Genomic DNA, 13,635 nt, shown 5'->3' on the forward strand with positions numbered 1-13,635 from the left:
GATGTCCTCTTCGCCATGCTCCGGGACGGCACCTTCTACGAACCGCCCAAGATCGCTACCGCTTGACGAAAGCCATAGGGGCACTTTTTCAGCGCGGACATGAGCAGAGTCGAGGACTGCGCGGGAGAGGTCGACCAGGTCCCGTTCGTCCAGGAGCTGGAGAACCTTCTGATGCAGCCGGCCCCAGACCCCCGCACGGGACCAGATGACAAACCGGCGATGCACGGTCGACTTCGACGCCCCGAAGCACGGAGGTAAGGCCCGCCAGGCGCAGCCGCTGACCAGTACGTAGATGATCGCGGCGAAGACCGCCTCGTCATCGATGTTCGCGACCCCCCCCGCCTTGCGGTCACACGCGAGCCGGCGGCAACAACGGCCTGGCTATCTCCCACAGGCCCTCCGGAACGATCCATCCCCACCGTCCACTCCCCATGCCCAGAACAACTGCCAACTCGCCATGTAGGACACGGTCTTAGTTGTTGCTGGGCTTCCGCGAGCGCACCCTCTGCGTTGGTGAATTCACGGACTGACTGTTCCACCTGGGCCAGGGGCGCGTGCTGGTTGTCCGTATCCATGCCAGTGACTATGCAGCGGGTCGCCGGACGCAGCCCGCGCGCACGGGTGCGCCTACCGGTCGAAGCTCAGGCGTACGAACAGGATGCCGATTAGCACGAAAACCCCGGTGATGAGGATGCCGAAGAGGCTCCGCCGGAGCCCATGATGGTGGCGGTGCGGGCTGGGTTGCTGGGCCGGTATCGCACGGTCACGACGTCGCTGGGCCGGCAGCATGGCGTCCTCTTCGAACTCGATGTACTGCCCGTCGAGCGTGGTGAAGCCGTGAACGTGGTGCCAGTAGGTGTTGCCCTCGCTGCCCTCGGACATCGTCACCTCTTCAGGGTAGGGAGTCACCGGCGCCGTCCGGGATGGAGGGGGGCCGGTGGCGACACCGTCGTACCGGCCTGGGCGGTAGGCAGCGCCGGACCTCCCGAAGGTATCGGCTGGATGGACCGTACGCCTTGTCCTTCGGCGAGTGTTAGACGTCATTGAAAATGCCTACGAGTGCGGCAGTCTGGGCAGCTTCGTGCCGACGTGATCGGTAAGCGTGCCTGCCGACGAAGAGGTGCAGATTTGGGGCGGCACCTTGCCGACGAAGGGCATGTGAAAGGCCCTCCCGGTATCTCTTGGCCGAGCGCCGGGAGGGCCGTGTAGCGCGCGGAGGCGCTGTGCTCACGGTAGAGGCTGACCCGGTGAGGGTTGAAGTTCGTCTGGTGCGGGGCGAGTTGGTATGCCCGGATTGTTCTGGCTCGTTGCGGCCGTGGGGGTGGGCACGTTCGCGCGTACTGCGGGATGCGGCCGGTAGGCGGGTCGGGGTCCGTCCCCGGCGGGCGAGATGTCTGGGCTGTGGCATGTCACATGTGCTCCTACCGGTGTTCGCGCTGGTCAGGCGGGCGGATCTGGCTGAGGTGATCGGGTCGGCCCTTGCTGCGAAGGCAGCGGGGGCGGGGGCTCGGGTGATCGCTGAGAGGCTGGGCCGTCCGGTTGAGACGGTTCGCGGGTGGCTGCGAAGGTTCGCCTCCCGGGCGGAGCGGGTCAGGCGGTTCTTCACGGTGGTGCTGGTGGATGCCGGGGTTGACCCGGCTCCTCCAGAGCCGGCCCGCACGGTCTTCGCGGACGCCGTCAGTGCGGTGGTCGGGGCCTGGTGGTCGGTCATGTCGCGGTGGCCGAGTGTCGGCAAGGTGTCGCCCTGGCTGGTGGCCTGTGCTGTCTCCCGCGGGATACTGCTGGCGCCGTCCTGGCCCTCGGAAACGATCAACACCAGTCGACTCTGACGCCACGCCGACACTGGCAGTCACCGTCACGCGTGTGTGTTCACGCTGCGTGAGAGGGCTGGTGGTCAGATGGCAGGTCAGGAAGACCAGACACGGCTGGAGCGGGCTCAGGCGATCGGCCTGTTCCGCTACATGCTGATCAGAGAAGCGGCAGATCCGACGCTGTCGCGTCGTCAACGCGGAGCGTTGGTACGGGAACTGGCGTCGATGACGCATGTCGACCCGGATGGTCGGGCCGTGCGGATCACGCGGTGGACCCTGGACCGCTGGATCTACGAATGGAAGCGGGCGGGATTCGAGGCCCTGGTCCCCTCACCCCGTCAGTCCCGGCCCCGCACACCGCAGGAGATCCTCGACCTGGCGGCCGCTCTGAAGAAGGAGAATCCGTCACGGTCGGCGGCACAGATCCGCCGGATCATCGGAGCTCAGCGGGGCTGGGCGCCTGACGAGCGCACGATTCAGCGGATGATCGTCCGCGAGGGCCTGGACGCGTTGAAGGCTCCCGCCGCGTCCGCGGTGTTCGCGCGGTTCGAGGCGGACGGCCCGAACGAGTTGTGGACCGGGGACGCCCTGCACGGGCCCATGGTCGCCGGCCGCAAGACGTATCTGTTCGCGTTCGTGGACGATCACTCGAGGGCGGTGATGGGGCATCGGTGGGGGTGCGCGGAGGACACCGTCCGTCTCGCCGCGGCCCTGCGGCCGGCCCTGGCCGCGCGGGGTGTCCCGCGATACATCTACGTTGACAACGGCTCCGCCTTCGTGGACTCCTGGCTGCTCAGGGCTTGCGCGAAGCTTGGGATCAAGCTCGTGCACTCCACTCCCGGACGGCCACAGGGCCGGGGCAAGATCGAGCGGTTCTTCCGCACCGTGAACAGCGAGTTCGTCGTCGAAATCGCCTCCGGCGACGGCAAGGCGGGACGGCAGATCGACAGCCTCCTGGAGATGAACCGGCTGTTCACGGCCTGGACCGAGAACGTCTACCACCGCCGCGTGCACTCCGAGACTGGAGCCGCACCGCTGGCCCGCTGGATGGGCGACCGCCCGCTCCAGGTCCCCAACCCCGCCGACCTCGCGGAAGCTTTCCGCTGGTCAGAACACCGCACCGTGTCCAAGACCGCGCTGGTGTCCCTGCACGGCAACCGCTACCAGGTCGACCCTCTGCTGGTCGGCCAGCGAGTCGAGCTGGTCTTCGACCCCTTCGACCTGTCCTTCCTGCGGGTGAGAGCGAACGGCCAGGACGCCGGGACCGCGCTGCCCTACCAGGTCAGCCGCCACTCCCACCCCAAGGCCCGGCCAGAGACCCCCGCCGAGGAACCCCGGGCGACCACCGGCATCGACTACCTCGGCCTGATCGACACCGCCCACAAGGCCGAGCTCGCCGACAAGGTCAACTACGCGGCCCTGGGCGAGCCGATGCCGCCCACTGTCGACCTCACCGACCTGGTCGCCAACCCCTCGGAGGACCACCGTGATTGAGAAACTCCAGGCTCACTACGGCTTCAACCGCATGCCCTTCGGCCGCGATCTCGCCCCCGGCATGCTGCACCGCCACGCGTCCCACAACGAAGCCGTCGCCCGCATCACCTGGTGCATCTCCGAACGCTCCATCGGAGTGGTTACCGGCGAGGTCGGCGCGGGCAAGACCGTCTCCGTCCGCACCGTCCTGCACGGCATCGACCCGTCGAAACACACCGTGATCTACCTGCCCAACCCCATGATCGGAGTACGTGGCATCCACGAGGCGATCGTCACCGCCTTCGGCCAGCAGCCCTCCCACCTCGGCTCCCGCCTCACCGCCCAGACCGGCCTGGCCCTGGCGGCCGAACGCGAAGAACGCGGCCGCACCCCGGTGCTGGTCCTGGACGAAGCCCATCTGCTGTCCTACGAACAGCTCGAAGCCATCCGGATGCTGACGAACACGGCCATGGACCAGGACTCACCGCTGTCCTGCCTGCTGGTCGGCCAGCCGACCCTGCGGCGAACCATGAAACTTGCCGTCCTTGCCGCCCTCGAACAGCGGACCGCCCTTCGCTACACGATGCCCGGCATGACCTCCGCCGAGACCGCCAGCTACATCAAGCACCACCTCGGCCTCGCCGGCCGCAGCGATCAGTTGTTCACCGACGACGCGGTCACCCTCATCCACACCACATCCCGCGGCTTCCCCCGCGCGGTCAACAACCTCTGCCTGCAGTCCCTCGTCGCCACGTTCGCCGCCGGCAAATCACTCGTCGACGAGAAAGCCGCCCAGTCCGCCGTCACCGAAGTCCTCGACTGAACCAACCGGCACCTTGCCGACCACCGCGACACCTCGCCGACGATCGCCCCGCTGAGACCCCCTCAGCGGGGCGACCCCGTTCACGCTCGTCGGCACCCTCGGTGACGCGGGCATCGGCATTTTCAGCGTCGCCCAACACGGCGAGTTCGAAGGTGATGTCCTGTAGAAGGGGTGTTGGGAAGTGCGCGGAGAGCTCCAGGGCCCAGGTGGGCTGGTGGATGGCGTTGCCGCCCCATACGGTCCAGGTCGGCAGAAGACTGCCGGGCTTCTGGCCGGCGGCGAAGGCGTGGAACTGGATGCCTGCGGCTTCCTCGCCGGGTATATCCCATCGGATGTAGCGGCCTTCGATGGTCTGCTTCCAGCCCGCGTCGGCGAGCGGGCGCGTCGCCTGGGTGATGGTGGTCTCCGTGAGGGCGGCTGGGCCCCATGCTGACTCGCTGGCGGCGGAGTTGAGCATGGTGCGCACGATCTCGGCGGGGGTGGTGGCGGCGGTTGCGTACCAGAGGCGCTCGCTGACCGGCGTCTCGTATGCGGCGAGCGTCCATTTGGTATCGCGCCCCTGGGCCTCGTGGTCGAAGAGCGCCCGCAGGGTGAGCGATTCGTGGTTGGCGACGGTGCTGTCTTCGTCCCAGGTTCTATAGCGCTCCCAGTCACCGTGCGATTCAAGGAAGTTGTCGAGGAGCGCCTCGTGGTCTCCTGGATCGGCGGCGTGGACCGCAACGGTCTCCGTCTTCGGGACGGGCGGCTCGCGTGGGGCTTCCGAGGCGATGACGGGGGCTCCTGTGATCACGGTGGCGGTGGCCTGGGCGGTCTGCGCTCGGTGTCCGTGGCGGGTGCGGGGCCGGTGCGGACGGCCTCGCCGTAGAGGCGCTCGAACTCGGTGATGGCTTCGTTGGGGGTGTCGTAGGAGCCGGAAACGACGCGCAGGTGGTCTTCGCCGTGGAGGTGCACGCTAACGGCGTGCTGGTAGGTGCCGGCGGCGACGATGGTGTGGCCGTCGTCGGCGTGGAGGTGGATCACGAGGCGGCCCGACTGGATCTCGTCGTGGATCTGCTGGGCCTCGGCGGATGCCAGGCGGATCTCGTCGCGGTTGAGCCAGGGCATGGGGTGGCCGGCCCAGGTCCATTCGGTGTCGATTTCCTTTTGCAGTTCGGGCGTGATGTGCACCGTGGCTTGCTCCTGGCGCAGGAGGCTGGCGGCCAGGTTGGCGTAGTACGGCTCCTCGTGGTCGATGCGGGCGAGCAGCATCGTGTGCTCGTCGACCGGGCGGAAGGCGAGCATGCTCAGGAGCGCGCGGGCCGTGTTCGTGCGGGGGCCGGAGACGGTGGCGATGACGGCGCTGGGGTGCTCGGGATGCAGCGCGAGGTGGACGCTCGTGCCGGTCGGGGCGTCGGACAAGGGAACTCGATTCACCGGTCCGGCCAGCGTGGGGCGCTGGCCGGACCGGGGTGTTCTAGCGGGCGGCTCGTGCGGCGGGAGCGGTGACGCGAGGAGGCGGGCCAGCCCGAGGGGCGGATGGGTTGCGTGCGGTGCGCGGTGAGGCCGGCGTGGCGGGCGCGGTGGTGTGCTGCCAACGGGTGCGCAGGGCCGTGAGGTCGGCCAGCGCGCGACGGCTTCCGGTGACCAGTTGGTGGGGCGAGTTGGCCGGGTCGTCGGTGTAGGCGGTGATGCGGGCGGCGACGGCCTGGGCGCGGGCGAGCAGGGCGCGCTGCACGACCTTCTCGCCCCAGTGCTCCGGCGAGCCGACCGGCGTCTCGACCAGGGCGAGCAGACTCGCGGGGGTGACGTCGTGGGCGAGCAGGCCGCGGTGCTGGGCCTCCCAGAGCACGGTGACCGGGTCGATGGGATCGCCTCGGTGCGTGAGCGCGGTCAGGCACTGCCACACGGCGGCGTGCAGGGGAACGGCGAAGTCCTCGGCGACGAGCCAGCGCATGTTCTTGGCCTCGGCGGGGTGCGCGGTCGCGGAGGCGAGCAGGAACCGCTCGTCGTCGAGAGCGTCCTCGCCGACGTCGCGCGGAGGTGCCGGCTGCAGCGGGGTGCGCGGCAGCGAGCCGGGGTGCGGGGCGAACCGTCCGGACAGGTCGTCCAGAAAGCGGGCGAGGGCATCGGCCTGGTGGACGGTGGCGGCGGCCCGGTGAGGCAGGGTGATGTCGCTGGCGGTCTGGGCCAGGCGCTCGGCGTGCATGCGCAGGCTGCGCCGGGCGTGGTCGGCACGGATCATCCGGGCATAGCTGATCGCGTGCTGGGGCCATGGGCAGACTTGGATGACGGTGTGCAGGTAGGAGGCCGTCAGCCCGGGGGCGTTGGGGCGGGCAGCGTCCAGAACCGCGTTCAGCCAAGCCGGGCTGTCACGGTGCTGCTCGGGGTCGGGCGCCGGTGTCTCGAGCATCGCGCGGAACAGCGCGCCGTGGGCGTGGTTGTCGAAGTGATCGGCTTCCAGAGCGCCGATCTCGGACAGGCGGTGAGGATCGAGGAGGAGTGCGCCGAGCAGAGCCTGCTCGGCGTAGTGCACGGCCGGTGGCGGGGGCAGGTCGTCCAGGTCGTCCTCGAACGGGTCGGAGGGATGGGGCATCAGGCGGCCAGGGTGAAGTCGTCGGGAGTGAGGGTCTTGCCGAGGTGCGGGGCCAACAGGTGTGCGGCGAGCCGGGGTGGCACGGCATTGCCGATCTGGGAGAACTGCTGCCCCTTGTTCCCGGCCCACGGGTAGTCAGCAGGGAACGTTTGAAGCAGACCCGCTTCGACGGCGGTGATCCGGATGGACTCCGGTGCCGGCTGCTCCTCGTCGAGGCCGTCGGGGGCCACGGGGTCGGGCACCCAGACGCATTCGTTGGCGCGGTGGCCGAAGAAGAGGGTGGCGGCCGGTTCGTCCGCGCGGCGTACCGTCGCGTTCGCCTGGTTGTTGCTGCGCAGGGACCACGACCATCGGTGCGCCTCGTCGGTGAACGTCGGGGCTGGTGCATGAGCTGACCGGTTCTCCCAGCTTCCGTGACGCTCGGCCGAACCCGCTCCTTCACGACGGGACTTCAGCACCACGGAACGGGGGTGCGGTTTCCACGTGCCGCGGTCACGGGCGTCGGCGAGGGTCTTGCGTGATCCGGAGGGGAATGGCTCGGGGCCGCCCCCGGGCCCGCCGCCGGCGCACACGGTCGGTACGGGCCGGTCGGTGGCGCCCCAGCCGAGAGCTTCGGCCATGGACACCCACTGCGTGCGGCCCGGCCCGAACAGGCTTTCCGGCTCAGCGAGTTTGACGTGTGTGGGCGGCGGGGGCTCGGCGGTGCGGGTGCGGGAGGCGAGCAGGATCGCTCGCCGCCTGGTCTGCGGCACGCCGTAGTCCGCGGCGTTCAGGATGCCCGTCCACACGCTGTAGCCCCAGGTGCGAAGGATCGCCGCGTACTGGCGCCACAATGGCAGCACGTCAGGGACTTCCTCCATGGCCACCCACTCGGGCTGGCCGTGCTGGTTGAGGGCATGCAGGTAGCGAATCGGCTCGGCCGCCAGGAGCGACCGCTCGTCGCGGCAGGAGGCGAGCAGCCTCTCGCGGGTGTCGCGGCCCTGTGCCAGGTCGGCGACGGCCTGGTGGACCAATGGCTGATCGAGAAGCCCGAGGCGCTTGCCGGCCATCGACCATGCCTGGCACGGCGGGCTCGCGATCAGCCCGGTGGTCGTCCCCAGGAACGGCCAGACCGGGTACATCGCCACGTTGGTCCGGATCGTCAGCTGGCCTGCTGCGGCACGCGTCTTGCAGGCCCACTCGTCCCATTCCAGGCCGACGTCCCGTACTCCGAGCACGGTCAGCGCGTGGCTCCAGCCGCCGGGGCCGGCGAATAGATCCAGCACCGTCACGAGGCCAGCCCGAAGTCATCCTGGACTGGTTCGACTTCGCCGCGGCAGGCCCATGGGGAGCAGCCGTCGAGGACGCCCTGCTCCAAGTCGTCCGCGTCGTTTTCGCCTGTACCGAGTTCCTGCTGGAGCGCGGCCCATTCGGCAGCGGTGACGTGGTCGATCGGCGCTTCGCCGAGGGGGACGCGCGAGCGGTGCAGGAATGCCTGACCCAGGAGCCGGTTGCCGGTGGCGTTGGCGCGCGCATTTCCCTTCCGAATAGCTGCGTCGAATTCGACCACGTCCGACCACTCCGACGGTGAGGTGTCCCGGATGTGCCTCCACTGTGCGTTTCCGTGGAAGTGGCAGCCGAGGCAGCTTGATTTCGGGGTGTCTGCCAGTCCGAGTGACGTCAGGTAGCGCACGCAGTCACTGCGTGACCATCCCATATCGATGAGTGGATGTCGGTTGCGCATGTACTTGACGTCGGAGTCCTTCGCGCGATGGAATTCATCGGTCGAAATCCCGACCCGCTGCTCCGCGAACATACCTTTCGGAATGCGTGTGGGGTGGGGAAATCCGAGGAGTTCGCGCACCTTCTTCTTGATCGGCTTTATCTTGTATTCACCTGCGCATTGCCGTCTGGTCATCCCTGCATTTCCGTCCCGATTGAGGATGTAGAGAGGCATGGAAGCGAACCGGTGATCGGGGTCGAGTGCGTCCGCTCTAATGTTTCCGGAGGAGACACGGATGATGGGGATGCCTGCCGGTTCGGCTATTTCTCTTTCCAGGCGGTTGAGGTGATCGTAAACGGCCTGCGGTTCCCATCCTGTGTCGGCAAAGATGGCGTAGTCGACTTTGGGGAGAATTCCTTCAGCGGACAGGGCGAGCATGGCGCTGGATTGAATTCCTGCACCGAGCGAGATGGATCGGAATACGGGGTTGGCGGAAATGGGGCGTCCTTGTGGTGAGCGGGGCGCTGTCCGTGGGCGGGTCGGTCAGCGGCGGGGAGTGGGGGCGCGGTGCGCGGCGGGTGCCGGCGGGGCAGGGGCCGCGGCGGGGGCACAGGGTGATGCGAAGGCGGGGCCTACCTCGTCGAGGCTGTCGGCGAGGTCGCGGGCGGCGTCCGTGGCCGTACGCAGCCATTCCCAGGTGGGGGCGGGCAGTTGACGCCAGTGGGCGTTGTCGCGAGCCCATTCGAGGATCTCGGCGGCGTTGCGCAGCTGCTCGGCGAGCTGGGCCAGCACGGCGTGCTGCTGGTCTCCGTCGCGGGCGGTGGTCACGGACTGGAGGAGTTGGTCGAGGGCGGTGGGCACTGGGCCCGGGTCGTCGGGTAGTCCGTAGAGCCGGGCGTGCAGTGACTGGGCGATGCCGTTCGCGGGGCCGCCGGAGGACCTGTGGTCGTAGCGCGGCGCGGCCGGGCGGCGCAGGGTGAAGTGGACGACGACGTCGCGGGGTGTGGCGTCGGGGTGGACCTGGGCGGCCAGGGCGAGCGCGATGTCGTGCGCCGTGGGGGTGTCGGAGGGCGTGAGGTCTCCCGGGAAGTTGAGGGCGGGTTCAGCGGGAACGGCTGGCAGCGGCCGTCGGTACTGGTGGAGCTGGGCGTGTGGTGGTCAGACCGGTGGGGCGTGGCCGTGCGAACGAGGCGGCGAGGTCGCAGCGCTCCGCTGCGGTGAGATGGAGGCGCTCGTCGCGGAATCAGTCCGGGCAGTCCTCGCGCATCACCAGGCCGCGGCTCTCTGATGCTGACGCGGATGTCCTCGCGGCGCAGGTAGGGCTTGTCGTTGGTGATCGCGCGTCGCCGCGGGCTACCGCGCGCAGCGCGGTGCTCTGAGCGTGGGAGAGGGCAGGCGGCTGGTACTCGGGTACGAAGCCGCGGTGCCGGCGTTCGGCAACGAAGAGTTCGGCGGTTGCGAGAGCGTCCGTGGAGCCCAGGGCGGTGAGGCCGGTGACGAGTGTGAAGCGCCGGCCGGCCTCTTGCCGGGCCTCCTGCGCTACCGTCGGGACTGTCGATCTTGACGTGGCCGGTGGCAGCGCCGTGCTGCGTGGGCCAGCCGAAGAGGTGGATCAGTGGGCCGATCGCGTCGGCGATCCGGTCGCCGGCGCCTGCCATGTACCGCGGGGAGACCATGACCCGGTCGTCGGGCACGTAAGAGGTCACCGGTGGGCTCCCTGCGAGACCGCGGCCTTGGGCGGGGTGGCGACTGCGGGCGACAGCGCGGCGTGGGGTCGCGGCTGGGCAAGTGCCTGCTGCCCCTGCTCGGTGACGGTGATCTTCTGCCCGATGGCCAGGGAAGTGCTGGTGTCGCGGGTGACGAGTCCGCGCTTGGCCAGGGCCCGGTAGGTGGCGATGGAGACGCGGGTGCCGTCCTCGGTGGCGACACGGGTCACGCCCAGCCCGCGGGTCGCGCTCTCATACAGATTGCCTCCGCCGTTCAGGGCGGTGAGGGCGTCGTACTGGGCGGGGGGCAGCGCGGGGCCCGTCGTCTGCCGTACGGCCGCCGACTTGTGCTCCTGCCCGGTGACCAGGTCTTCGGTGATGCCGTGGGCGAGGTAGCGGCAGCCGATCGCGCACAGGTCGAGCTGGTGGACGGCATCGTCGAGGTGCCCGCTCATCTTCGGAATGGCCTCTGCGTGACGGGCGGTGCGCACCGCCTCTTCGTCGGCCGGGTAGCCGGCGAACTGCGCGCCCTCGTACGGGTTGGTGAGCACCACGTGGGCCAGGTCGGTGCCGGCGAGCGACGACGAGGACACGACCGAGGCCAGCAGCTCCAGGCTCGCGCGGCTGCCGGCGATGTGGGTGTACGTGCTGTTGTCGAGCGCGGTCAGGCGCACCAGGGCGGTGGCCGCGAGGTCCTGTGCCGTGAGCAGGAGCGGGCTGATGTGGCGCAGTGCGTCCGTGCCAGGCGTGTAGGAAACGTCGCGCACGCGCGCCTTGGGGGCTTCGAAGTCGCGCGCCAACTGCCGTAGTTGGCGGACTTGTTCGTGGAGGTCGAGTGGGGGCGTGGGGATGGGATGGCTCCTGTGAGGGTTCAGCGGCTTCGGGTGGTGGCCTGCGCGGTGGCGGGGAGGGGGTGGGGCGTGGTCCCGGGCGCGGTGCTCGGCCTTGCTGGAGGTGAGCCGATGAGCGAGGCGAGGGCGGTGATGCCTGCAGAGGTGAGACGCACGCGGTCCAGCGGCGGGCCGCCGACGTAGGCGGCGTGCGCCGAGCGTGGGGTTCTTTCGGCCAGGCCCTTCGTCTCCAGGGCGCGCAGGGTGCTCATCAGCACCTTGGGTTCGCGGGAGCGCAAGAACTCGCGGCCCAGAGAGCTGGTGGACACGACGTGTCCGCAGGCGATCTAGGTCAGGGCCGTGCGTTGAACGGCGCTCAGCCGGTCGTCGGGGTCCGGCGCGGTGGCCCAGCGGCGCCGCCGCGTCTCGGCGGCCAGCGTCACGGCGCAGCTGACGGCAGCTTCCGGGGCCAGCGCGGTCAGCTCGCGAGCGGCCCCGGCGCTGAGGTCGGCCGAGGCGCTGGTGAGAAAGGTGAGCTGCTTCAGCCGCATGACCGTCTCGGTCAACTCGACGCTCTCATAGAGCCGTTCGCCCCGGATCGCCTTGATGGCGGACTGGGTGTCGGTTGCCAGACGCTGCGCGGAGGCGGTGTGGGCATCCGGCGCGGGCGGGTCGGTGGCGCGCAGGAGGAGGTCGAGCGCGTCGATGTGCTGGGTGTACTGGTCGGCCAGGTGGAGCAGCCTTTCGACGGGGGTGGGCGGTGGCGGCACGTCGAAGAGCAGGGTTTCGGCGGGCGGCTCGGTCATGAGCGACGCCGCGCGGTCGTGCAGGGGTGAATGGGGCTCGTCTCCCGTCGGGTTGGGTGCGGCCGCCGGGCTCGGGGGTGCTTAGGCGGCCGGGCCGAAGTCGCTCTGCTTCGGGGCGGCCTTGGCGACGGCACGGGCGGTGATGCCCTTGGAGGCGCGGGCGGAGGCGGCGGAGAGTTCGTCGGCGCCGAGCTCGAGATACCAAGGGCGCAGGTCGAGCATGGCCGCGCGCATGCCGGTGGCGAACGCGAGCGCGGTGCCCTTGGGCAGCGCGCGGATGGCGTCGGCGGCCAGGATGCGTTCCTGTCGCATGGACACGGAGGTGGACTTGCCGGACTCCGAGGTCGAGGTGGAGGTCGTCTCGACGTCGTGGTCGCCGATCAGCCGGGCCAGCTTGTCGGCGAAGTCGGGGTCATCGATGCCGGACCCGATGACCTTGATGGTGGAGGCGGACCACATGGCGTCCATGCCCGCGTCGCCCCAGACTTTCTGGCCCTGCCGGTAGCTCTGCAGGATGGTGATCGGGATGATGCCGCGCGAGCCCAAGTGGCTGTACAGGTCGGGCAAGTCGCTGATCTTGCAGACGTTGGCGGCCTCGTCGAGGATCGCGAGCATCGGCGGGTCGAGGCGCCCGCCGGCACGTTCGGCCTGCGCGGTCGCGGCCCGCATCACGCTGTCCGCGCACGCGGCGATCAGGGCCGAGGCTCCGCCGCCGCCGTCCTTGGAGAGCAGGTAGAGCGTGTCCTTCGAGGTGACGAACGTCCTCGGCGTGAACTCCGGAACGTCCTTCTGCGGGGTCACCCAGGCGGCGATCTCGCTGTTGAGCAGGGCGGCGGCGTACTGGCGGGCCGTCTCGTAGATGCCGTCCCGGGTTTCGGGCGGGCCCTCCACGGTGCCCTTGAGCTGGGCGGCGACTGCGGCGAACTTGTGGTCGCGCAGGATGTCGAGCGGGGTGCGGTCGGCGGGGAAGGCGAGCCAGGCCATCACGTCGGTGATCGGCCGCTCGTCCAGTGCGGCGGCCAGGAACAACTGGGACAGGATGTTGCTGCTGGCCTTGGACCAGAAGTCGCCTTGCTGGCTCGCGTCCATGGAGGCGGCGAGGAAGTGACCGGCCAACCGCCCTGCGCCGTCGAGGGTCTTGGCGTCGGCCAGTGGGTTCCACCACATCGTCCGCTCGGCGTGGGCGATCTGCTGCGGGTCCATCGACCAGGTGCGGCCGACGGCGGCACGCGCGTCGAGTGTCGCGGTGTAGGCGTCGCCCGCGGCTTTGTTGGAAGTGAGCAGGACCGGACCGGGCGCGTTGAGGATCGAGGGGATCGCCAAGCTGGTCGTCTTACCGGATCGGGGCGCCATGATCGCGACGGCGACGTCCTCGTATCCCATGCGCACTTCGTGCTTCGTGCCCTGGAGATTGCCGAGGAGGATGCCGGTGTCGGCCGCGTCGATGTGCTTGGCGTCTTTCAAGCTCGGGCGCAGCGACCGCGCTTTGTCGGTGACGGCCTTGGACATCAGCGGCTCAATGTCTCGCTGCTTGGCCATGCCGGCGACGCGCATCTTGCGCCCGCCACTGCCGCCTCCGTGCCGCTTACAGAGCACCGCGGCGGTGATGCCGAGGGCGACGAGCACGGCGCCGGGCAGGATGCGCGCGCCGAGTAGGAGGGGCGTTTCGCTCAGGTCCGGCCACAGCTGGGCGGGATGCAGGAGGGCCTGAACCGGCTGGTAGGTGGCGGTGCCGGAGGCGGTGGCCCAGGCGGTGAGATTGCCGCCGAGCCAGGCGAGGTTGGACAGAGGCACGGCGACGGCGATGGCACCGAGAAGGATCTTGAAGGCTATGTCGTAGCCGTCGGTGGACTGGGAGGAGGAGTTCGGCAAGAGGGCGGTTCCTGGGGCGGGTGAGGGTGGAGCGCGCGCT

Annotated in this window: 13 protein-coding genes and 1 pseudogene; 2 read left to right on the forward strand and 12 right to left on the reverse strand. The window is 69.5% G+C overall.

What is annotated here, in order from left to right; all coding sequences use genetic code 11:
- Positions 1–84: 84 nt before the first annotated feature.
- Positions 85–433: pseudogene (locus ACFYXH_RS39555) on the reverse strand (transposase); the annotation flags it as partial.
- Positions 434–627: 194 nt separating this feature from the next.
- Entirely contained in the window at positions 628–888 is a 261-nt protein-coding gene (locus ACFYXH_RS39560; RefSeq protein WP_389573873.1) for a hypothetical protein, read from the reverse strand.
- A gap of 1,010 nt (positions 889–1,898) precedes the next feature.
- On the opposite strand from ACFYXH_RS39560, the gene ACFYXH_RS39565 reads away from it, so the two are divergent.
- Both ACFYXH_RS39565 and ACFYXH_RS39570 read left to right on the forward strand, forming a co-directional pair.
- Positions 1,899–3,305, forward strand: coding sequence for a DDE-type integrase/transposase/recombinase (locus ACFYXH_RS39565; protein ID WP_389573875.1), 1,407 nt, complete (start codon positions 1,899–1,901; stop codon positions 3,303–3,305).
- On the forward strand, positions 3,298–4,107 hold the full coding sequence (locus tag ACFYXH_RS39570) for an ExeA family protein (protein ID WP_389573878.1): 810 nt from the start codon (positions 3,298–3,300) through the stop codon (positions 4,105–4,107). Before ACFYXH_RS39565 ends, ACFYXH_RS39570 begins: the two co-directional genes overlap by 8 nt.
- Here the strand turns inward: ACFYXH_RS39570 and ACFYXH_RS39575 are convergent.
- The 10 genes from ACFYXH_RS39575 to ACFYXH_RS39620 form a co-directional block, all read right to left on the reverse strand.
- Complete coding sequence (locus tag ACFYXH_RS39575) at positions 4,088–4,897, reverse strand: hypothetical protein (protein WP_389573881.1); 810 nt, start codon at positions 4,895–4,897, stop codon at positions 4,088–4,090. The two genes, ACFYXH_RS39570 and ACFYXH_RS39575, sit on opposite strands and share 20 nt — an antisense overlap.
- On the reverse strand, positions 4,894–5,505 hold the full coding sequence (locus ACFYXH_RS39580) for a hypothetical protein (protein WP_389573884.1): 612 nt from the start codon (positions 5,503–5,505) through the stop codon (positions 4,894–4,896). The genes ACFYXH_RS39575 and ACFYXH_RS39580 overlap by 4 nt, the downstream gene beginning before the upstream one ends.
- A gap of 55 nt (positions 5,506–5,560) precedes the next feature.
- The gene (locus tag ACFYXH_RS39585; RefSeq protein WP_389573887.1) at positions 5,561–6,679 is read right to left on the reverse strand and encodes a DnaB-like helicase N-terminal domain-containing protein; all 1,119 of its coding nucleotides are present in this window, start codon (positions 6,677–6,679) and stop codon (positions 5,561–5,563) included.
- Entirely contained in the window at positions 6,679–7,950 is a 1,272-nt protein-coding gene (locus tag ACFYXH_RS39590) for a DNA cytosine methyltransferase (protein WP_389573890.1), read from the reverse strand. The genes ACFYXH_RS39585 and ACFYXH_RS39590 overlap by 1 nt, the downstream gene beginning before the upstream one ends.
- Entirely contained in the window at positions 7,947–8,819 is an 873-nt protein-coding gene (locus ACFYXH_RS39595; protein ID WP_389573892.1) for a hypothetical protein, read from the reverse strand. Before ACFYXH_RS39595 ends, ACFYXH_RS39590 begins: the two co-directional genes overlap by 4 nt.
- Positions 8,820–8,924: 105 nt before the next feature.
- Positions 8,925–9,242 carry a hypothetical protein gene (locus tag ACFYXH_RS39600; RefSeq protein WP_389573895.1) on the reverse strand — a complete coding sequence of 106 codons (318 nt, stop codon included), beginning with the start codon at positions 9,240–9,242 and terminating at the stop codon, positions 8,925–8,927.
- 841 nt (positions 9,243–10,083) lie between these two features.
- Complete coding sequence (locus ACFYXH_RS39605; RefSeq protein ID WP_389573897.1) at positions 10,084–10,854, reverse strand: hypothetical protein; 771 nt, start codon at positions 10,852–10,854, stop codon at positions 10,084–10,086.
- A 104-nt stretch (positions 10,855–10,958) separates the two neighbouring features.
- On the reverse strand, positions 10,959–11,246 hold the full coding sequence (locus ACFYXH_RS39610) for a hypothetical protein (protein WP_389573900.1): 288 nt from the start codon (positions 11,244–11,246) through the stop codon (positions 10,959–10,961).
- Between the two features lie 18 nt (positions 11,247–11,264).
- Complete coding sequence (locus ACFYXH_RS39615) at positions 11,265–11,723, reverse strand: hypothetical protein (protein WP_389573902.1); 459 nt, start codon at positions 11,721–11,723, stop codon at positions 11,265–11,267.
- Positions 11,724–11,804: 81 nt separating this feature from the next.
- Positions 11,805–13,595: a type IV secretory system conjugative DNA transfer family protein gene (locus ACFYXH_RS39620; RefSeq protein ID WP_389573905.1), complete on the reverse strand. Its 1,791-nt coding sequence runs from the start codon at positions 13,593–13,595 to the stop codon at positions 11,805–11,807.
- Positions 13,596–13,635 lie beyond the last annotated feature (40 nt).

The sequence above is a fragment of the Streptomyces sp. NPDC002730 genome (assembly GCF_042888805.1).
Lineage (GTDB): Bacteria > Actinomycetota > Actinomycetes > Streptomycetales > Streptomycetaceae > Streptomyces.